This window comes from Janthinobacterium sp. CG3 (genome assembly GCF_000344615.1).
Classification (GTDB): Bacteria; Pseudomonadota; Gammaproteobacteria; order Burkholderiales; family Burkholderiaceae_D; genus Janthinobacterium.
In genome coordinates this window covers 1,691,496-1,710,639 of record NZ_KB467824.1, presented here as the reverse complement: position 1 = coordinate 1,710,639, position 19,144 = coordinate 1,691,496, and the positions used below count along the sequence as shown (strand labels likewise).

General features: G+C 65.1%; 14 protein-coding genes. 5 read left to right on the top strand and 9 right to left on the bottom strand.

The annotated features are described in order from the left end of the window. Positions 1 to 6: 6 nt before the first annotated feature. On the bottom strand, positions 7 to 921 hold the full coding sequence (locus JANGC3_RS0107295) for a lipase family alpha/beta hydrolase (protein ID WP_017875828.1): 915 nt from the start codon (positions 919 to 921) through the stop codon (positions 7 to 9). Positions 922 to 1,205: 284 nt separating this feature from the next. On the opposite strand from JANGC3_RS0107295, the gene JANGC3_RS0107290 reads away from it, so the two are divergent. Beyond that, positions 1,206 to 1,910 carry a TetR/AcrR family transcriptional regulator gene (locus tag JANGC3_RS0107290; RefSeq protein WP_017875827.1) on the top strand — a complete coding sequence of 235 codons (705 nt, stop codon included), beginning with the start codon at positions 1,206 to 1,208 and terminating at the stop codon, positions 1,908 to 1,910. Between the two features lie 105 nt (positions 1,911 to 2,015). Here JANGC3_RS0107290 and JANGC3_RS0107285 read toward each other — a convergent pair whose 3' ends face one another. Next, the gene (locus tag JANGC3_RS0107285) at positions 2,016 to 4,337 is read right to left on the bottom strand and encodes a penicillin-binding protein 1A (RefSeq protein WP_017875826.1); all 2,322 of its coding nucleotides are present in this window, start codon (positions 4,335 to 4,337) and stop codon (positions 2,016 to 2,018) included. Positions 4,338 to 4,538: 201 nt separating this feature from the next. Between JANGC3_RS0107285 and JANGC3_RS0107280 the strand changes: the two genes are divergently transcribed. Further along, the gene (locus tag JANGC3_RS0107280) at positions 4,539 to 6,794 is read left to right on the top strand and encodes an OPT family oligopeptide transporter (protein ID WP_026132679.1); all 2,256 of its coding nucleotides are present in this window, start codon (positions 4,539 to 4,541) and stop codon (positions 6,792 to 6,794) included. Between the two features lie 290 nt (positions 6,795 to 7,084). Here the strand turns inward: JANGC3_RS0107280 and JANGC3_RS0107275 are convergent, their stop codons facing one another. After that, entirely contained in the window at positions 7,085 to 8,590 is a 1,506-nt protein-coding gene (locus JANGC3_RS0107275; protein WP_026132678.1) for a peptide MFS transporter, read from the bottom strand. Positions 8,591 to 8,929: 339 nt separating this feature from the next. On the opposite strand from JANGC3_RS0107275, the gene ppnN reads away from it, so the two are divergent. Beyond that, a complete protein-coding gene (ppnN, locus tag JANGC3_RS0107270) occupies positions 8,930 to 10,300 on the top strand; it encodes a nucleotide 5'-monophosphate nucleosidase PpnN (RefSeq protein ID WP_017875823.1) in 1,371 nt (456 codons plus the stop codon). A gap of 122 nt (positions 10,301 to 10,422) precedes the next feature. Here the strand turns inward: ppnN and lysS are convergent, their stop codons facing one another. From lysS to JANGC3_RS0107235, 6 genes are all read right to left on the bottom strand, one after another. Further along, the gene (lysS, locus tag JANGC3_RS0107265; protein ID WP_017875822.1) at positions 10,423 to 11,952 is read right to left on the bottom strand and encodes a lysine--tRNA ligase; all 1,530 of its coding nucleotides are present in this window, start codon (positions 11,950 to 11,952) and stop codon (positions 10,423 to 10,425) included. A 23-nt stretch (positions 11,953 to 11,975) separates the two neighbouring features. Next, the gene (locus JANGC3_RS0107260) at positions 11,976 to 12,662 is read right to left on the bottom strand and encodes an HAD family hydrolase (protein WP_017875821.1); all 687 of its coding nucleotides are present in this window, start codon (positions 12,660 to 12,662) and stop codon (positions 11,976 to 11,978) included. Positions 12,663 to 12,665: 3 nt separating this feature from the next. Next, positions 12,666 to 13,770 (bottom strand): peptide chain release factor 2 gene (gene prfB, locus JANGC3_RS0107255; RefSeq protein ID WP_157406499.1). Its coding sequence is split into 2 segments (ribosomal slippage): positions 12,666 to 13,688 and positions 13,690 to 13,770, totalling 1,104 coding nucleotides; the frame shifts between segments, so codons are not numbered across the junction. 167 nt (positions 13,771 to 13,937) lie between these two features. Continuing rightward, entirely contained in the window at positions 13,938 to 14,258 is a 321-nt protein-coding gene (locus JANGC3_RS0107245; RefSeq protein WP_017875819.1) for a DUF2288 domain-containing protein, read from the bottom strand. A gap of 39 nt (positions 14,259 to 14,297) precedes the next feature. Next, positions 14,298 to 14,993, bottom strand: a complete 696-nt coding sequence (locus JANGC3_RS0107240) for an RES family NAD+ phosphorylase (RefSeq protein ID WP_442789073.1) — start codon at positions 14,991 to 14,993, stop codon at positions 14,298 to 14,300. Then, positions 14,990 to 15,427, bottom strand: a complete 438-nt coding sequence (locus tag JANGC3_RS0107235) for an antitoxin Xre-like helix-turn-helix domain-containing protein (protein WP_017875817.1) — start codon at positions 15,425 to 15,427, stop codon at positions 14,990 to 14,992. Before JANGC3_RS0107235 ends, JANGC3_RS0107240 begins: the two co-directional genes overlap by 4 nt. Positions 15,428 to 15,538: 111 nt before the next feature. On the opposite strand from JANGC3_RS0107235, the gene JANGC3_RS0107230 reads away from it, so the two are divergent. Both JANGC3_RS0107230 and JANGC3_RS0107225 read left to right on the top strand, forming a co-directional pair. Then, on the top strand, positions 15,539 to 16,897 hold the full coding sequence (locus tag JANGC3_RS0107230) for a type VI secretion system baseplate subunit TssF (RefSeq protein ID WP_081611786.1): 1,359 nt from the start codon (positions 15,539 to 15,541) through the stop codon (positions 16,895 to 16,897). Between the two features lie 203 nt (positions 16,898 to 17,100). Next, positions 17,101 to 19,131 (top strand): hypothetical protein, encoded by a 2,031-nt coding sequence (locus tag JANGC3_RS0107225; RefSeq protein ID WP_157406498.1) that lies wholly within the window; start codon positions 17,101 to 17,103, stop codon positions 19,129 to 19,131. Positions 19,132 to 19,144 lie beyond the last annotated feature (13 nt).

The window sequence follows — 19,144 nt, the reverse complement described above, 5'->3', positions numbered from 1 at the left end:
GCGCCCTTACAGTCCGAGGCCTTGCAGGCGGTTCGCCTGTTGGCGGAACACCGTCACCGGGCTGGTCTCGAACAGGTTGACGATGCCGATCATCTGGTTGATCTCGTCGACATGGCTCATGCCGTAGTCGTCGCGGATCACTTTGCCCAGATGGCTCGAGCAGGCGCTGACGAGGCCGTCGTTCTTGGCGCCGAAGAAGGCCAGCGAGGTTAGCGCCAGCACCGGGTCGGCCGGGTCGAAGACGTTGGTGTAGGGCTGGGTGCCGCTCCATGAAAAGTACTGCACGCCGCGGACTTGGTAGGCGCCTTCGCCGCAGGTGCTGGTCGGCACGCCGGCCGGATGGCGGCTGTTGAAGGCGGCTGTGCCGGCCGTGCTCAGCGAGGTGAACGAGGCCTGGGCGTTTTGCGGCAGGCCGGAGCCGCCCGACAGGAAGGTGATCAGGCCGGCGACGGCGTTGCCGATGGCGGCCGAGACGTTGGGCAGCGCACCGACCAGCACGTCGGCCACGGCCGAGCCCTTGTTGACGCCGCCCACGCTGCTGACCGAGGCCACCAGGTCGGGCCGCACCGAGGCGACGTAGCGCGCCGTCGGGCCGCCGTGGCTGTGGCCGATCAGGTTGACCTTGGTGGCGCCGGTGGCCGCGAGGATCTGCTTGACCTGGCTCAGCAACTGCTCGCCGCGCACTTCGGTGCTGTTGGCGGCCGACACCGTGGTGATGTGGACGCTGGCGCCGCCGCTGCGCAGCGCCGCCGGAATGCCGTAGAAGTATTCGACCGGACCCAGGTTGTCAAAGCCGAACAGGCCGTGCACCAGGACGATCGGGTGCTTGGTCTGGGTGTAGCCGAGCGCCCACGACGGCGAGGGCAGGACGGCCGAGGCGAGCAGGGCGACCGACAGGCATTTCCAAAAACGTTGTTTCATGTTGTCTCCATAAAGGTGCATGAATGCTGCTGAAAACCCGGGCTTGGCGCGGCCGCGGCCGCGCCAAGCCCGGGTGCCGGCGCCGCCTTATCCTTCCCGCTCTGATGGCGGAAATAAATAGAGCGAGCGCTCGGTTTATTTAATGTAGCACCACTTGACAGAAATAGCATGACGCACCGCAATATAAAACCACCTTATTTTCTTGATAACCTGATCAGTTGTTTTCCTGAGCTATAATCATTCCGTATAACAAGATCCTTCGTCGTTTCACCACGTTTTTGGGAATGCACTTGTCGACCCATTTCAACTTCGCGCAATTCCAGACCATGACGCCGCTCAACGGCGACAATATTTGGAGCTATATCCTGGACCGGCACGCCGAGCGCATCGGCGTCAAGCGGCGCAAGCCGGCGCTGGAGAACCTGGAGCGCATCTTCGGCGCCACCTTCCGCCTGGCCAACGACGTCGGTTTCCGCGCCATGAGCTTGCGCGACCTGTGCCGCGAAACCGGCCTGTCGATGGGCGGCTTGTACGGCTACATCAGCGGCAAGGACCAGCTGGCCGAGATGATCGAGGACGTGGTCTGCCACGCGACGCGGGAAATGCCGCCGGTGTTCGGCAACGTGGAGGTGCCGCTGGACCGGCTTGAGGCGCTGGTGCGCGCCTCGATCTACCTGTCGGAGATCTTGCAGCCGTGGTTTTACTTCGTGTATATGGATTCGCGCGTGTTGCAGGTCGAGCAACGCAGCATGGCGAAAAATTCCGAAATGTACGTGCAGAACCTGATCGCCGGCATCATCGACGAGATCGAGCCGCGTCCGGCCGGCAATTCGACCTTGCTGGCGGCGCATTGCCTGTCGCTGTTCCAGGATTGGTATGTGAAGCGCTGGAAATACCGCGCGGGGAAGGTGCATGTCGACGACTTCGCCGACAGCGTGGTGTTGGTGGTGCGCAGTTATTTGGGGCGGGGCGGGGCGGCTTCGGCCTGATATGGCGGCGCCGCGCACGCTTACGGGCGGGCGCGGGGCCAACGTTGTCGGCTTACGCCCTTGCGGGCTAAGCCGGCTTACATATGGCGCGTCGTTTGCTCGGCGTCAGTTGGTTTCCAGCGGAAACGCCGCCGGCGGCGCCGGCATGTCGTCCGGCGCGACGTCGAGCGCGCGCACCTCGCCGTTGTTGATGAACTCGTCGTACACCCAGTCGCCGTCGACCCGGCTCAAACCGGCCGGCACCGCCCGTTCCGCCTGCGGCCGCCTGGCCAGCGCCACCTTCATGTAGTCGATCCAGATCGGCAGGGCGGCGGTGGCGCCGAACTCGCGCCCGCCCAGCGACTTCGGTTCGTCAAAGCCCATCCACGCCACGCCGACGATGCCGCCGCCGTAGCCGGCGAACCAGCCGTCGAAGGCGTCGCTGGTGGTGCCGGTCTTGCCGGCGATGTCGCCGCGGCCCAGGCGCTGGGTCGCCGCCGCGCCGGTGCCCGAGCGCACCACGTCGCGCAGCATGTTGTCGACCATGTAGGCGTTGCGGGCGTCCAGCCCGCGCGCCGTTTCCAGCCCCGCCTCGGGCGCCTGGGTTGCCGAGACGACGGCGCCCTGGGCGTCGGTGACTTTGCCGATCAGGTAGGGCTGCACCTGGAAGCCGCCGTTGGCGAACAGCGCGTAGGCGCCCGCCAGCTGGCCCGGCGTCACCGCGCCGGTGCCCAGCGCCATCGTCAGGTTGTTCGGCTGCTTGGCCGGGTCGAAGCCGAACTTCTCCAGGAAGGTGTGGGCGAACGGCACCGTGACGGCGCGCAGGATGCGCACCGAGGCGACGTTCTTCGACTGCGCCAGCGCGAAGCGCATGCTGATCGGACCTTCGAACTTGCCGTCGTCGTTTTGCGGCTGCCAGTTCTGGCCGCCGGCCTCGGCGCCGCTCATTTCCAGCGGCGCGTCGCTAATCAGGGTGGCCGGGGAAAAACCCTTCTCCAGCGCCGCCGAGTAGACGAAGGGCTTGAAGGCCGAGCCGGGCTGGCGCCAGGCCTGCGTGACGTGGTTGAACTGCTGCAGCCGGTAGTCGAAGCCGCCGACCATGGCGTGGTAGGCGCCGGTGTTGGCGTCGATCGCCACGAACGCCGCCGCCACCTGCGGCACTTGCACGATGCTCCAGGCCTTCTTGCCGTCCTGGCTGATGCGCACCAGCGCGCCGGGCACCAGCCTGACGCCCGCCTTGGCGTTGGCGCCCAACGCCGCCGCGGCGAAGCGCAGGCCCTCGCCGCGGATCTCGATTTCCTCGTCGGCGCCGGCGTCGACCGTCACCTTCTTCGGCGACACCGAGGTGACGACGGCGGCGATCAGGCGGTCGCTCAGAGGACGCTTCTGCAGCGCCTCGTCGATGGCCTCTTCGCGCTCCTCCGGCGTGGCCGGCAGGTCGATGAAGCCTTCCGGGCCGCGGTAGCCGTGGCGCTGGTCGTAGGCCAGCACGTTGCGCCGCACCGCCTCGTAGGCGGCGTCCTGGTCGGCCTTGAGGATGGTCGTGTAGACCTTCAAACCCTTGGTGTAGGCCTCCTCCTTGAACTCGGCGAAGACCGCCTGGCGCGCCAGTTCGGCGACGTATTCGGCGTGGGTGTCGAACTGCTGGCCGCGCGGTTGCACCCGCAGCGGCTCCTTGAGCGCCTGCTCGTACTGCGCCGCGCTGATGTATTCAAGCTCGCGCAGGCGCTTGAGCACCAGGCGTTGGCGCTGGGCCGCGCGTTTCGGATTGACGGCCGGGTTGTGGCGCGCCGGGTTTTGCGGCAGGCCCGCCAGCATCGCCATTTCGGCCAACGACAGCTGTTGCAGCGGCTTGCCGAAATAGGTCTGGGCGGCGCTGCCGAAGCCGTAGGAGCGCTGGCCCAGGTAGATCTGGTTCATATACAGCTCCAGGATCTGGTCCTTGCTCAGCGCCGCCTCGATTTTATAGGCGAGCATGACTTCGTTGACCTTGCGCGAATATACCTTGTCGCGCGTCAGGAAGAAGTTGCGCGCCACCTGCATCGTGATGGTCGAGCCGCCCTGGCGCGTACCGCCGCCCAGGTTGGCCTTGGCGGCGCCCAGCGCGCGCACGTAGTTGATGCCGCCGTGCTCGTAGAACTCGGTGTCCTCGATCGCCAGCAAGGCCTTCTTCATCATCTCCGGCACGTCCTTGATGGCGACGAAATCGCGGTGCTCCTCGCCGAATTCGCCGATCAACACCTGGTCGGCGGTGTAGACGCGCAGCGGGATCTTGGGGCGGTAGTCGGTGATGACGTCGAGCGCCGGCAGCTTGGGCGCGATGAACAGGAACAGGTAGGCGGCCAGCAGGGCGGCGCCCAGCAGCGCGGCGGCGCCGGCGCCGATCAGCACGCGCAGCGCGAGGCGGCGGGTCAGCCAGGTGGGGAGGGCGTTACGGGAAGCGGTCAAAGTGGAATTCTCACAGAAGCGTGCGTCGCACGGTGGACCAATTATAGACCATCGAATCGGCCGTTCCGCACGGCGCCGGGAGGGCCGCAAAAACGCTTTCAATCAATTCAAGCTTGTGCGATAGTCACGGTTGCACGAAACCGTCCGTGCCGCGGGCGCTGCCGGTTTCGACCTAAAAAATATATAACAAGGATTGATTCAATGCCAAAAGACGTAACACAGCCGGCCGTGCGGCCGTATATCCCGGCCGAGGCGCAACTACCGGAGATGACATTGCGCGCCCTGGTCATGGGGGTGATTCTGGGGATGGTGTTCGGCGCCTCGTCGCTGTACCTGGTGCTCAAGGTCGGTTTGACGGTGAGCGCGTCGATCCCCGTGGCCGTCATCGCCATCACCCTGTTCGGCCTGGCCAAGAAGGTCGGCGGCAAGGATTCCTCGATTCTCGAGAACAGCATCACCCAAACCGCCGGCTCGGCCGGCGAATCGATCGCCTTCGGCCTGGGCGTGACCATGCCGGCCATCCTGATCCTCGGCTTCGACCTGGAAATCTCGCGCGTGATGCTGGTCGGCGTGCTCGGCGGCCTGCTCGGCATCCTGATGATGATCCCGATGCGCCGCACCTTGATCGTCGACCAGCACAAGGAATTAAAATTCCCCGAAGGCACGGCCTGCGCCGAGGTGCTGAAGGCGGCCGCCACCGACAGCTCGCGCATCGCCGCCGGCGAAAGCATCCAGAAGGACTCGCTGGCCGCGCTGGACGCGAAACGGCGCGCCAAGATCATCTTCGGCGGCTTCGGCGTCGGCCTGTTGTATAAAGTGTTCAACGTCTCCTTCAAAGGCTGGAAGGACACCACCGGCGTGGTCTTCGACGCGCCGCTGAAGGCCGGCTCGATCGGCGCCGAAATCTCGCCCGAGCTGCTCGGCGTCGGCTACATCATCGGCCCGCGCATCGCCGCGACGATGGCCGCCGGCGGCGTGCTGTCCTATCTGCTGTTGATCCCGATGATCAAGTTCTTCGGCGACCAGATGGGCGTAATCCTGTCGCCGGGCACCAAACTGATCAGCGCAATGGGGCCGAACGAGGTGCGCAGCGCCTACGTGCTGTACATCGGCGCCGGCGCGGTCGCCACCGGCGGCCTGATCAGCCTGGTGCGTTCGCTGCCGATGATTTGGAGCAGCCTGTCCGCCGGCCTGGCCAGCATGGGCAAGGGCAGCAAGCCGGCCTCGACGCTGCGCACCGAGCAGGACATCCCGCTGAAATGGGTCATCATCGGCTGCCTGGGCATCCTGGCCGTGATCACCGTCGCCACGCCGCTGCATATGAACCTGCTGGGCGCGCTGCTGATCCTGGTGTTCGGCTTCCTGTTCGCCACCGTGTCCTCGCGCCTGACCGGCGAAATCGGCTCCTCGTCGAACCCGATCTCCGGCATGGCCGTGGCGACGCTGCTGTTCACCTGCCTGATTTTCCTGATCATGGGTTGGACCGGCGGCCAGTACTACGTCACCGCGCTGTCGGTCGGCGCCATCGTCTGCATCGCCGCCAGCAACGCCGGCACCACCTCGCAAGACTTGAAGACCGGCTTCCTGGTCGGCGCCACGCCGCGCCTGCAGCAGTACGCGATCCTCGCCGGCGCGCTGTCGTCGGCGCTGATCCTCGGGCCTATCCTGCTGAAACTGAACGACGCCAGCACCGTCTACGTGCCGGCGGCGCAGGTGGCGCCCGGCGTCACCACCGACGCCTCGAAACTGACTGTCACCGCGGCGCTGCAGGGCCCGCAGGCAGCCGACGACGCCAAGACCTATAAAGTCTGGCAAAAGCCCGACACCGTCGGCGGCCCGGCCGGCAAATACCTGGTGCACGACGACGGCAGGCTGGCCTACCTGGTCGATCCGGGCATCAACGGCGTCTACAAGACCCGTCCGGACGGATCGGAAGTGAAGAAATACGACGCGCCGAAGGCGGTGCTGATGTCCTACATCATCAAGGGCATCCTCGACCAGAAACTGCCGTGGACCCTGGTGCTGTTCGGCGTGATGATCGCGGTGGTGCTGGAAATGGCCGGCGTGGCCTCGCTGGCGTTCTCGGTCGGCGTCTACCTGCCGCTGTCGTCGACCCTGCCGATCTTCATCGGCGGCGGCATCCGCTGGCTGGTGGACCGCCGCAACAACAAGCTGGCGCACAACGTCGGCCTAACGGCGGAAGAGAAGCAATCTGCGGGCGACCGCAGCTCGGGCGTGTTGCTGGCGTCCGGTTACATCGCCGGCGGCGCGCTGGCCGGCATCATCATCGCGATTACGGCCGGCCTGCTGACCAACTTCGACAAGGCCGTGACGAACTGGGCCGAGCACAGCAACCCGTTCTACGAAGGCATCAACGCCGACGCGCTGTCGCTGCTGCCGTACGCCGCCCTGATCGTACTGCTGTACATCGTCGCGCGCGAGAAGAAAGCCGCGTAAGCTAGCCGCTTCAGTCCGCCACAAATGCCGCTCCGCCCAGGCCGAGCGGCATTTTTTTGGCAGGCGTTCGCAGCGCCGACGCCAATGGCGTTACGTCGGCCGGTTGCGTCGGTCGGGTTGGCCGGAACGGCGCAAGCCGACAAGCTTGGCCTGGAGCGGCGCGGCTCGCTTCGGCCAACATGGTCGGATTACGCGTCCCGCTAATCCGACCTACGACACGCTAACGCTTCACCCATAAAAAACGGCGGCCCGCGGGCCGCCGTGTTCATTGACGCTTTACAGCGCGGCGTTTATTTGACGCCGTGCATCAGCTTGTTGATCAGCGGTGCGATCAGGAACAGCACCACGCCGGCGCCCAGCAGCGACCAGAAGCCGAAGGAGTAGCCGTCCAGCGCCGACGCCACCGACAGGCCGCTTTCGCCGCTGACGTGGCTGGCGAAGATGCCCGACAGGTTGTTGCCGATACCGGTGGAGAGGAACCAGCCGCCCATGCCCAGGCCGACCAGGCGCACCGGCGCCAGCTTGGTGACCATCGACAGGCCGATCGGCGACAGGCACAGTTCGCCCACCGATTGGATCACGTAGACCATGAACAGGGTCCAGAACGGGATTTTGCCGTTGCCGTCGACTAGGCTCGACAGTGCGTAGATCAGCAGGCCGAAGGCGATGGCGTTGCCGATCAGGCCCAGGCCGAATTTGCGCGGGATCGACGGATTGGCGTCGCGCCGGCCCAGCAAGATCCAGGCGAAGGCGACGATCGGCGCGAAGGCGATGATGGCGATCGAATTGACGCTCTGGAACCAGGCGGTCGGGAAGACGAAGCCGCCCAGTTGGCGGTCGACGATGTTTTCAGCGAGGAAGGTAAACGAGCTGCCGGCCTGTTCGAAGAACATCCAGAACAAAATGTTGAAGGCGAAGATGAGCAACATGGCGATGACCTTGTCGCGCGCGACCTTGCCGTTTTTGATGCCTTCGATCATCAACATGATGCTCAGGCCGACGAACAGCACCGACAACACGTATTGCAGGTTGGTGGCGCCGACGGCCAGCAGGAAGTATACCAGCGGAATCACCACCAGCGCGCCGATGGTCACGTAGACCATGCGCAGGCGGCTTTGCGCCTCCGGCTCCGGCGCGCCGATGCCTTTCAGCGACTTGCGGCCGATGGCGAACCAGACCAGGCTGACCAGCATGCCGATGCCGGCCGCGATGAAGACGATTTTGTAGGCGGGCATGGCGTCGGTGCCGAAGACTTTTTGCGCCAGTACCTGGGTGAAGATGGGGGCGAAGAAGGCGCCCATGTTGATACCCATGTAAAAGATCGTGAAGCCGCTGTCGCGGCGGGTGTCGGCGACGCTGTAGAGCTTGCCGACCATGGTCGAAATGTTCGGCTTGAACATGCCGTTGCCGACGATGATGGTGGCCAAGCCCAGTTTGAAGACGTCCGGGTTGGGGATCGAAATCATGAACAGGCCGGCGGCCATGAAGCAGGCGCCGATCAGGATCGAACGCTGGTAGCCGATGACGCGGTCGGCGACGTAGCCGCCGAACAGGGCGCCGGCGTACACCAGCGCGAGGTAGGAACCGTAGGTCAGGTTGGCAACGGCCTGGCCGGAGGCGTCGCCGCCGTGGAATTGGGCGACGATGTAGAGCACCAGGGCCCAGCGAATGCCGTAGAACGCGAAGCGTTCCCAGAATTCGGTCATAAATAACATCCACAGTGGGCTCGGGTGGCCCATGATCTGCTTAAACTCGGGAAGGGTGGCTTCCTTGTTCAACGTAGTAGCACCGCTCATGCGGTTTCTCCTGAAAAATTTTTATAATGGATAAAAAATATGGAGCCACCCGGTTCCGCTGGCGCCCGGGTAGGGCGCCGTAATGTCCGGGGAATTCCAATAGGGAGGCATTCTAATCTACAAATTGCCGCAAGCGAACAGTTCGATTTGCATAAACAAGTATGTCTTATTCATATCAACCCGAATAGCCTTGCGGCGGCGCGCAGCCGTTGGTTTTTTGCGAATTTGGCGGCCACAAACTTGTCGACTTGTCGTATATTGGCATTGCAAGCTCATCACTCGGAGGGCGGTGCCGCATGGCGCCCTCCCGGCACCGTATTTTTAAAGGATTTTCGCATCATGGAACATGACGTTGTCGATACCCTGGTTTCGCCGGAGGGCCGTTTGGACGTGCTCTCCAAAACGGAAGTCAACAAGCTGCTCGACACCAGTCAGGGCGGCCTTTACAACACCTTCCGCAATTGCGCGCTCGCAGTCCTGAACTGCGGCAGCACCATCGACGATGGCAAGGAACTGCTGGAACGTTACGAATCGTTCGACATCAGTATCATCCAGCGCGAGCGCGGCATCAAGCTGGACATCAAGGGTGCGCCGGCGATCGCCTTCGTCGACGGTAAAATGATCAAAGGCATCCACGAGCACCTGTTCGCGGTGCTGCGCGACATTATCTTCGTCAGCGACGAGGTGACCGGCAACCCGAAATTCGACCTCAACAGCACCGAGGGCGTCACCGACGCCGTGTTCCACATCCTGCGCAACGCCAACGTGTTGCAGACCCAGCTCAATCCGAACCTGGTGGTGTGCTGGGGCGGCCACTCGATCAACCGCGCCGAATACAATTACTCGAAGGAAGTGGGCTACCAGATGGGCTTGCGCGGCCTCGACATCTGCACCGGCTGCGGCCCGGGCGCGATGAAGGGTCCGATGAAGGGCGCCACCATCGGCCACGCCAAGCAGCGCCTGCACGCCGGGCGCTACCTGGGCATCACCGAGCCGGGCATCATCGCCGCCGAATCGCCGAACCCGATCGTCAACGACCTGGTGATCATGCCGGACATCGAAAAGCGCCTGGAGGCGTTCGTGCGCGCCGGCCACGGCATCGTCGTGTTCCCGGGCGGCGCCGGCACGGCCGAGGAGATCCTCTACATCCTCGGCATCCTGCTGCATCCGGACAACGCCGGCATGCCGTTCCCGCTGGTGTTTACCGGGCCGGAGGCGTCGCGCGACTACTTCGTGCAAATCAACCAGTTCATCAGCGACACGCTGGGGCCGGAGGCGCAACTGCGCTATAAAATCATCATCGACGACCCGGAACTGGTGGCGCGCGAAATGTTGGACGGCATCAAACAGGTGCGCGAATTCCGCAAGGCCCACAGCGACGCCTATTACTTCAACTGGCTGCTGAAGATCGACCGCGAATTCCAGAAGCCGTTCTCGCCGACGCACGAGAACATGCGCAACCTGAGCCTGCACAAGAACCAGGAAACGCATCTGCTGGCGGCCAACCTGCGGCGGGCGTTTTCGGGCGTGGTGGCGGGCAACGTCAAGGACGAGGGTATCCGCGCGATCGAGAAATACGGCCACTTCGAGATCCATGGCGACGCCGCCGTGATGGGACCGATGGACGCGCTGCTGGCCTCGTTCGTGGCGCAGCACCGCATGAAGCTGGCCGGCAAGTCGTACACGCCGTGCTACCGCGTGATCCAGTAGGGGACGCGTGGCGCCGGCGCGCCCTTGGTTTTAATCGACGTCGCCGGCGCCTTCGCCGCGCGCGCCAGCCATAAAAAAAGCCGCCCGGTTCGCGCCGGGCGGCTTTTTTGCTGGCGTCGCGATTAGTCTTCGCGGCGCAGGTGCGGGAACAGCAGCACGTCGCGGATGTTCGGCGAGTCGGTGATGATCATGATCAGGCGATCGATGCCGATACCGCAACCGCCGGCCGGCGGCATGCCGTATTCCAGCGCGCGGATGTAGTCGGCGTCGTAGTACATCGCCTCTTCGTCGCCGGCGTCCTTGGCCGCCACCTGCGCCAGGAAGCGGGCCGACTGGTCTTCGGCGTCGTTCAACTCGGAGAAGCCGTTGGCGATCTCGCGCCCGACCATGAACAGCTCGAAGCGCTCGGTGATGCCGGCCACCGTGTCGGAGGCGCGCGCCAGCGGCGACACTTCCACCGGATAGTCGATGATGTAGGTCGGTTCCCACAGCTGCGCCTCGGCGGTTTCCTCGAACAGCGCCAGTTGCAGCGCGCCCAGGCCGGAGTGGGCGTGCGGCTTGACGCCGAACTTCAGCAATTCGGCCTTGATGTACCCGGCGTCGTGCAACTGCTCGTTGCTGTAGTGCGGCGCGTACTTGTTGATCGCGCCGACGATGGTCAGGCGGTGGAACGGCTTGGCCAGGTCCAGCTCGCGGCCGCCGTAGGTCAGCGTGGCGGTGCCGTGGGCGTCGACGGCGGCCTGGCGGATCACCGCCTCGGTGAAGTCCATCAGCCACTTGTAGTCGGTGTAGGCGGCGTAGAACTCCATCATGGTGAACTCGGGATTGTGACGGATCGACACGCCCTCGTTGCGGAAGTTGCGGTTGATCTCGAAGACGCGGTCGAAACCGCCCACCACCAGGCGTTTCAGGTACAGCTCGGGCGCGATGCGCAGGAACATCTGCATGTCGAGCGCGTTGTGGTGGGTGGTGAACGGCTTGGCCGCGGCGCCGCCCGGGATGGTGTGCAGCATCGGCGTTTCCACCTCCATGAACTCGTTCTTCTCCATGAAGCGGCGGATCGACGAGATCGCGGCGGTGCGCGCCTTGAAGGTGCGGCGCGTGTCCTCGTTCATGATCAGGTCGACGTAGCGCTGGCGGTATTTGGTTTCCTGATCGGCCAGGCCGTGGAACTTGTCCGGCAGCGGACGCAGCGACTTGGTGATCAGGCGCAGTTCGGTGGCCTTGATGGTCAGCTCGTCGGTCTTGGTCTTGAACAGCGTGCCGGTCACGCCCAGGATATCGCCCAGGTCGTAGTGGTGCAGCGCGGCCATGGCCGCTTCGCCGGTCAGGTCGAGCGTGGCGTAGATCTGGATGCGGCCATCGGCCTTGGCGCCGGAGGCGTCCTGCAGCGTGGCGAAGGCGGCTTTCTTGCCGGCTTCGCGTTTCAACATCATGCGCCCGGCCAGTACCACGGTGACCGGCTCGGCTTCCAGCTCTTCGCGGGTCTTGGCGCCGTATTGCAGATGCAGGTCGGCGGCCTTGTGCAGGGGGCGGAAGTCGTTCGGGAAGGCGACGCCCTGGGTGCGCAGCGCGGCCAGCTTGGCGCGGCGTTCGGCGATGATCTTGTTTTCGTCCGGTGCTGCGGCTTGTTCTTGGATATCCGTCGTCATAGTGTTTTGTCTTGTCTGTCTAATTAAATGATGGGTGCGGCCGGGCTGCTGGCGAACAGCGCCTCGACCGACAGCTCGCGGAAATCGCGGGCGACGCAGATGACGTTGTCGAACTGCGCGAAAGCCTCGGCCGGCAGGGTGGTGCTCAGGACCACCGCGCGCATGCCGGCGCGGCGCGCCGCCTCCACGCCCAGCGGCGCGTCCTCGAACACGATGCAGTTCTCGGGCAGCGCGCCGGCGCGCTCGGCCGCCATCAGGAACACGTCCGGATGGGGCTTGCCGCGCTGGACGTCGGCGGCGCCGACGACGGCGTCGAAATGGCGCCGCAGGTCGAGCCCGTCGAGCGTGAAGACGATGTTCTCGTTCGGCGCGGCGGTGCCGACCACCAGCGCGACGCCGTCGCCGCGGGCGGCCTTGACCAGCGCGTCGAAACCGGCCACGGTGGCTAGGTGCGGCGCGTACAGCTCGCGGTAAACCGACTCCTTCTCAGCCATCAGCGCGACGTGCTCGGCCGGGCTGAAAACGTCGCCCAGGTAGGAGCGGATAATCTCGTGTCCCTGGCGCCCGGCCGTGCTGAGGAAAAAATCGTCGGCGTCGAGCACATGGCCGCGGCGCTGGAAAAACGTCATCCAGGACTCGGTGTGGAAGGCCATGTTGTCGACGATCGTGCCGTCCATGTCGAAGATGAACGCGCGCTGGGGAGAAGTCATCGTTTATACGCCTTGCTTGAGTGAAGCCGAAATGAACTCGTCGATATCGCCGTCCAGCACGCCCTTGGTGTTGCCGGTTTCGAAACCGGTGCGCAAATCCTTGATGCGCGACTGGTCCAGCACGTAGGAGCGGATCTGGTGGCCCCAGCCGACGTCGGTCTTCGAGTCTTCCAGCTTCTGCTGCTCGCTCATGCGCTTGCGCAGCTCATGCTCGTACAGGCGCGACTTCAGCATCTCCATCGCCTCGGCGCGGTTGCGGTGCTGGCTGCGGTCGTTCTGGCACTGCACCACGATACCGGTGGGCGCGTGCGTCATACGGACCGCGGAGTCGGTTTTGTTAATGTGCTGACCGCCGGCGCCGGACGCGCGGTAGGTGTCGACGCGGATATCGGCGGGGTTGACGTCGATCTCGATCGAATCATCGACTTCCGGATACACGAACAGGCTGGTAAACGAGGTGTGGCGGCCGTTGGCGGAATCGAAGGGCGACTTGCGCACCAGGCGATGGACCCCGGTTTCCGTGCGCAGGAAGCCATAGGCGTGGTCGCCCTCGACCTTCAGCGTGGCGGTCTTGATACCGGCGACCTCGCCGTCGGACTGCTCCAGGATCTCGACCGTGAAGCCCTTGCGTTCGCAATAGCGTAGATACTGGCGCAACAGCATCGAGGCCCAATCCTGCGCCTCGGTGCCGCCGGCGCCGGCCTGGATATCGATAAAGCAGTTGTTCGGGTCCATCGGATTGTTGAACATGCGGCGGAACTCCATGCCCTCGATGATCAACTTGATGGCGTCGACGTCGGCGATGACCGCCTCGAGCGTCTCGTCGTCCTGCTCCTCGCGCGCCATGGCGAACAGATCGTTCGTATCGCGCAGATCGGCGTCGGCCTTGGTCAGCGTAAAGACGATGGACTCCAGCGCCTTCTTCTCCTTGCCGAGGTCCTGGGCGCGCTTCGGATCGTTCCAGACGGTCGGATCCTCTAATTCTTCATTGACTTGCTCTAGCTTCTCTGACTTCGTATCGAAGTCAAAGATACCTCCGAAGTTCGGCTTCGCGGATCGTCAGATCGGCGAGCAGGGCGGAGAGGGAGTTGATGCGTTCGGCTTCCATGATGGTGTCTTCTTATAGTGAAAATCAAACCTTGGATTATACCCGAGCGCGCGGCCGAACCCCGCGCCAATCGACAACAACGCCAGGTAAACCTTGGTGTTATGCTGCCGACTCCCTTTATCCTGGATTCGACTTGCCGCCGCGCGCGCGCCGTGAATGGCGACTGCTTAATGCACGGCCGGCTTTTCCTCTTGTACCAGAATAAACGGGCTGACCACCACCGCCCACAGCGCGGCGTCGGCCTGCTGCCAGCTTTGCGCCTGCTGGTCCGACGCCTTCATCACCTTGCGCTCGGCCATCCATTGAACGATGGTGGCCTTGTCGTCGTGCGAAATGCGCACCGCCACCTCGACCAGGTCGAGATCGCTGGTGACGAACACCACGTTGCCTTGTGCGAAATGCTTCTCCAGCTCACTCCATGGCAGCCGCGCGGTTTCTCGGTTGACTTTGATGCGCAGGTCGGTATCGTTCTCGGGTTTGGTTTGCATGTTGGTACTCGTTCGATGTCATAGGGGAGTCCGGCGCGCTCAGACGATGTCGATGCGCGGCGTCGGCGTACCCTCCCATGTTAACCGATAGACGTCGCCTTTGCGAACATTGCCCACCAGCGCAGGCCGGAAGCAGGCCAGGTTGGTGCCGCCGTCGCGCCGCACGCTGGGGAAAATCAGGCCCAGCGAACCGGCGTCGAGCAGGCGCGCCGCCAGTTGTTGCGAGTCGAGGTAGCTGGCCGGGGCCAGGCAGGCGCGGAACGCCTCCAGGCCGCGCAGGTCGTGGAACTCGGCGCTGAAGTCGGCCAGCATCAACTGGTAGCTGACGCTGTCGTCGAAACGCTGAATTTCCTGGTATTCGACGCTCTTGTGGAAGGTGATTTCGGCCAGGGCCGTGGCGGCGTCGAAGGCGCAGTACCAGGCGCCGCGCTCGCTGTCGTTGAAGCGGCTGCCTTCCGGCCTGGCGTAGGTAAAGGCGGCGTTGACGATGCGGAAGTTGGGTACGCGGGACACCAGTTCGTCGACGCCGATGCCGGCCGCGCCGCCCGATTCGGCGATCAGACGGGCGTTGGTGGCGTTGTCGAGGTCGAACAGGTCGCGTAGATGGCCGGTGTCGTCGGCCAGCGGCGCCAGCACCGAGTCCTCGACGTCGGCGAAGCGCGACTGGATCAGGCGGCAGGTGTCGAACTGGCGCAGCAACGACAGCGGGGGTAGCGCGGATATGGCCAAGGTCACAGGCCTCCACGGCGGGCGTCGAGCAGTTTGCGCACCGTCTGCATCGCCAACAGGCCGCCGCGCAGCATGTGCGCCAGCGGGGTGCGCCCGGCGAAGATCTGGTTGCTGTTCGGCAGCGTCACCCATTCGTCGGCGAGCTTGTCGCCGTACAGGATGTGCAGCGCCTTGTAGATGCCCAGCAGGTAGGAAACGCGCGTGATGCGGTCCACGTCGAGCACCCGGTCGGGGTTCTTTTTCCATTCATAGTAGGCGCTGCTGGAGAGGCCGCCAAGCAGTTCGCGGGCGTCGTCGTCGCGCAGCTTCCACGCCGCGGCAAGCTTGAAGAAGCCCTTCAGCGCGGACTTGGACAGGCGTTCGCGCTCGCTCTTGGCGGTCAAATCCACCAACACGGTCGGTTCGAAGTGGCTTTTTGGGTAGGCGTAGGCTAGGCTCATGATTGGCTCCGGTAATGGATAATTTATACTCCGTTATAGGATGGATTGCAAGCCACGCGCGCCACGCACCCTTGTTGCCGCTCAAGGAAGGCGACGAAGTTTCCTGCCAGTATGAAGAGCGTGCTGAACGCGCCAGATGGGGAGGGGACGATGGAGCAGTTGCTGCCGTATGCCGAGCGGGCGCTGGACCAACTGCGCGGCGCCTGCCGCGAATTTCTCGTGCGCGCCAACACCAGCGCGGAGACCGGCATGCGGTCTGGCGCGACGGCGCCGCCCGCATGGCTGCAGCAGGGTGGTGGGCGCCCGCTTCGCGCCTGCGCGATCGCCCACATCGATGGCAACGGCGACGCGGCGCGCCGGTGCGGCGGCGCCACCACCGTCGCCCGCGGCAGCGTATTGACGCCGCTGTCCGGCTCGTTCGAGGCAAGCGGCTGGCGCACCGCCTACGACGTCACGCTGGCGCCCGTGCTGCTGTCGCAGGCCCGCTTCGCCATGTTGGCGCCGGCCGCCGCGCCGGGCCTGCCGTCCGGCGTGTCCGCGTGCATCAGCCTGGTCATTGAAAGCTGCGCCGAGGCGCCGGCGCTGGACCGGCTCGGCTTGCCGGCGCTGCGCGTCTATCTCGATGGCGAACCCGAGTTCTGCGCCGCGCTGCGCGACGCCTTGTTCGCGCACACCGTTTGCGCCTACGTCGAGATCAGCGGCAGCGGCCATTGGAGTCTGCTCGACCGCATTCCGCTGGGCCCGGTGGGCTTCGCCGCCGCCGACGCGCTGCTGCCGGCCGCATCCGGCCGCCTGCTGGCGGAATACCTTGCCTTTCCCGAAAAATTCAACTTCGTCGACATCGACGTCGCGGCGCTGCGCAAATATCTGCCCCCCGGCGGCCGCGTTCTGACCCTGCATCTGGCGTTGACGCGCGTGCCGGCCGACTCCGACATGGCGCGCCGACTGGCTCGCCTGTCGAGCAAGAATCTGCTGTTGGGTTGCACGCCGGTTTTCGCGCTGGCCGCGCCCGCCGGCGTCTGCCAGCTCCAATGTTCGACCGAGCGCGGGGCGCCGGCGTTCGCCCAGATGCTGACCTTGTATGACATGGCGCAGCCGACGCTGCGTCAATGGGTGATTTCCGCCATCGCGCGGCTGGTGCATCGGCCGGCGGAGGCATGGCTGCGCGGCCGCGACGGCGTGGCCCTGGTACGCGGCGTCGGCGTGCGCATGACGCTCGATGCCCCGGGCTTCGCCGGCCACGGGCTGCACGCCTTCGCCGAGGCGATGGCGGCGTTTCTCGGCGAGCATGTCGACCCCGCCGGCTTTATCGAATTGCGGCTGGTTTGCGAACGCAGCGGTGAGGAGGTGTTGCGCTGCGCGCCGTGCAATAGTGGCGCGAACCTGGTGCGCGCCAACGCCGACCGGCTCAATTGGCACGCCGTCACGGCGCCGCGAAAAAAACCGACCCTTGCCGGCCTCAGCCTTTAATGGGCGGCGTGGCCTTTCCAACTTCCGCTGTCGGAAAAAATGACGCCGCGTCCATGCACGCTCCCGCAGCGCCCCGGACGCTTGCCGCAAGTGCTTGATTTAACGGCTTTTCCCAACCCTTTCCAGCGCTTGGCGCGAGTCTTGCGTGCGCTTCGTCGCGCCGGCAATGACGTGTTGTTGCGGCCGGACCACTGGAGATGCGCATGTATACGATCGCCCCCTTGGCCGGAGTGCCGGCCGCCGCCGCGCTGCTTCTGACTATATTCCTCAACCCGCTGGTTGCGGTGGCAAGCGAGCCGGCGCCGCCCGCCGCCCGTGTCGCCGGCGCGGCCGCCGCCAATTTTATCGGTGGCCCGCCGCCGAGGACTGCGCCGCCACCCTCGACGCAGGCGCCCGACACCGACATGGTGTTCATCACGGCGTCGTCGGCGCTGAGCGACGCCGTTGCCGCTTCCTGCGACCGCGCTCGCCTGGCCCGTTATTTGTGCCACACCCTGGTCGGGGCCCGGGCCGCCCTTCCCGCCGTGCACGCGGTACTGGAAGCACCGAACATCCTGGCCGTCGGCGTGGTGGGCGTCGGCAACGCGTCGCCGGTCCAAGTGCACGGCGGGGCGCTGGACACGCCGTATTTCCAGCGCCTTCCCGCCGGGGCGCTCGAACACAAGGTGGTTTTCTTCACTACCCGGGTCGATGCCGCCATGCCGGCCGCCGTCATGGCGGCGGGCGCGCGCACCTTCATCCGGGCCGGCTTGCCGACGCCAAGCGCCAAGTCGCAAGCGGTGTTCAGTTGCTTCTGGGAGCGGGTCTTGCTGGACACGCAGGCCATGGCCGCCGCGCTGTCGGTCTGCGCCAGCGCCGAGGGGGTCGAGGGACACTTCGCGCTGTCGGGCGACCCCGGCCGCTTCATCGACAGCCTGGTTGGCGACCGCGACGACTTCCATCCGGGCGACGCGGCCGACGTGGTCTCCCTGTCGCCGCTGGCGCGCAGCTTCGTCGAGTATCTACAGGCGGCGCCGGGACAGGGGCCGGTACGCAATCTGGATGTGCCGGCGCACCACAATCCGGTTGCAGTCAGCCATTTCATGGCGGTGCCGCGCGGCTATCCGATCGAAGCGGCCAATGTCGACGTGCGTATCCGCATGAGCGGCGAGGTGGCCGGCAACGACTTCATCTTAAACAATTTAACCCTGCCGCCATATGGCTCGGACCGGCGTTTCCACAGTGTCATTGCGCTGGTTGACCTGCTGCGCGAGGTGCCCGTCGCGGGTAAAACCTACACCCTGAAGCTGGACGTGCAGAGTTATCCCACGCGCGACTTCAGCGCCGACAGTTATTCCGGCGTGCCGGACAATTATCGCAATATGTTGCCCCACGCGGTGAGCCGCCGGCGCCTCGACCTGGTGTTCACCGACGACACCATGGTCGACTATTCCAGCTTGGTCCTGAAGCAATTCGACGTGGACACATGGATGCGCCAGCTGATCGGCGACCAGGACAATTTCCACGCCGGCGACGCGGCCGACGCCGCGCCGAAATCGGCGCATGTGGCCGACCTGATCGCCTACTTCGCCGGCGAGGCCGGCGCGCCGGCCGTCGACATGGACGTCGTCGCGCCCCGCAACACGGTCGGCCTGACGCACGAGATTACCTGGCTGCAGGGTGCGCCGCTGATTACCTCGGCCACGCTTAAGGCCCGGGTACGCGTGACCGGGGCCGCCGCCGGCGCTCAGTTCATCCTGTATAACGAGAGCGCGCTGCCAACCGTCGCCGAGCCGTATTCCAGCAACGTGATCGCGCTGGGCGACTTGCTGGGCGCGCCGCCGCAGCCCGGCCAGACCTATAATCTCAGCGTGAACCTGGCCAAAGTGCCGCTGCGGGCGCGCTTGGCCGCCGCCTATCTCGGCCGCCCCGATGGCGTGCGCGACCTGTTGCCGATGCTGCGTGCGCAGAACCGCCTGGACCTGCTGTTCGGCGACGGCACGGCGCTCGATTATTCGGAATTGACGCTGACGTACACCGTGGCGCGGGCGCCTGCGGGCGACCTGAACGGCGACATGGCGGTCAACCGCTGGGACCTCGGCATCATCATGGCGTCGCTCAACACCGACGCGTACGGCGCCGAGGACCCGCGCGACCTCGACCACGACGGCCGCATCACCATTGCCGACGCGCGCGAACTGGTGGGCCGTTGCGACCACGCGTGGTGCGCGTATGCCGAGCAAGACCTGCCTTGAGCGGTGTAGCGGC

Bases quoted from the DNA above. Each gene is read 5' to 3' on its own strand.
- JANGC3_RS0107290 (WP_017875827.1), top strand. From the start codon at position 1,206: ATGCACTTGTCGACCCATTTCAACTTCGCGCAATTCCAGACCATGACG.
- JANGC3_RS0107280 (WP_026132679.1), top strand. From the start codon at position 4,539: ATGCCAAAAGACGTAACACAGCCGGCCGTGCGGCCGTATATCCCGGCC.
- JANGC3_RS0107230 (WP_081611786.1), top strand. From the start codon at position 15,539: ATGAAGAGCGTGCTGAACGCGCCAGATGGGGAGGGGACGATGGAGCAG.
- lysS (WP_017875822.1), bottom strand. From the start codon at position 11,952: ATGACGACGGATATCCAAGAACAAGCCGCAGCACCGGACGAAAACAAG.
- ppnN (WP_017875823.1), top strand. From the start codon at position 8,930: ATGGAACATGACGTTGTCGATACCCTGGTTTCGCCGGAGGGCCGTTTG.
- JANGC3_RS0107235 (WP_017875817.1), bottom strand. From the start codon at position 15,427: ATGAGCCTAGCCTACGCCTACCCAAAAAGCCACTTCGAACCGACCGTG.
- JANGC3_RS0107225 (WP_157406498.1), top strand. From the start codon at position 17,101: ATGTATACGATCGCCCCCTTGGCCGGAGTGCCGGCCGCCGCCGCGCTG.
- JANGC3_RS0107275 (WP_026132678.1), bottom strand. From the start codon at position 8,590: ATGAGCGGTGCTACTACGTTGAACAAGGAAGCCACCCTTCCCGAGTTT.
- JANGC3_RS0107295 (WP_017875828.1), bottom strand. From the start codon at position 921: ATGAAACAACGTTTTTGGAAATGCCTGTCGGTCGCCCTGCTCGCCTCG.
- JANGC3_RS0107260 (WP_017875821.1), bottom strand. From the start codon at position 12,662: ATGACTTCTCCCCAGCGCGCGTTCATCTTCGACATGGACGGCACGATC.
- JANGC3_RS0107245 (WP_017875819.1), bottom strand. From the start codon at position 14,258: ATGCAAACCAAACCCGAGAACGATACCGACCTGCGCATCAAAGTCAAC.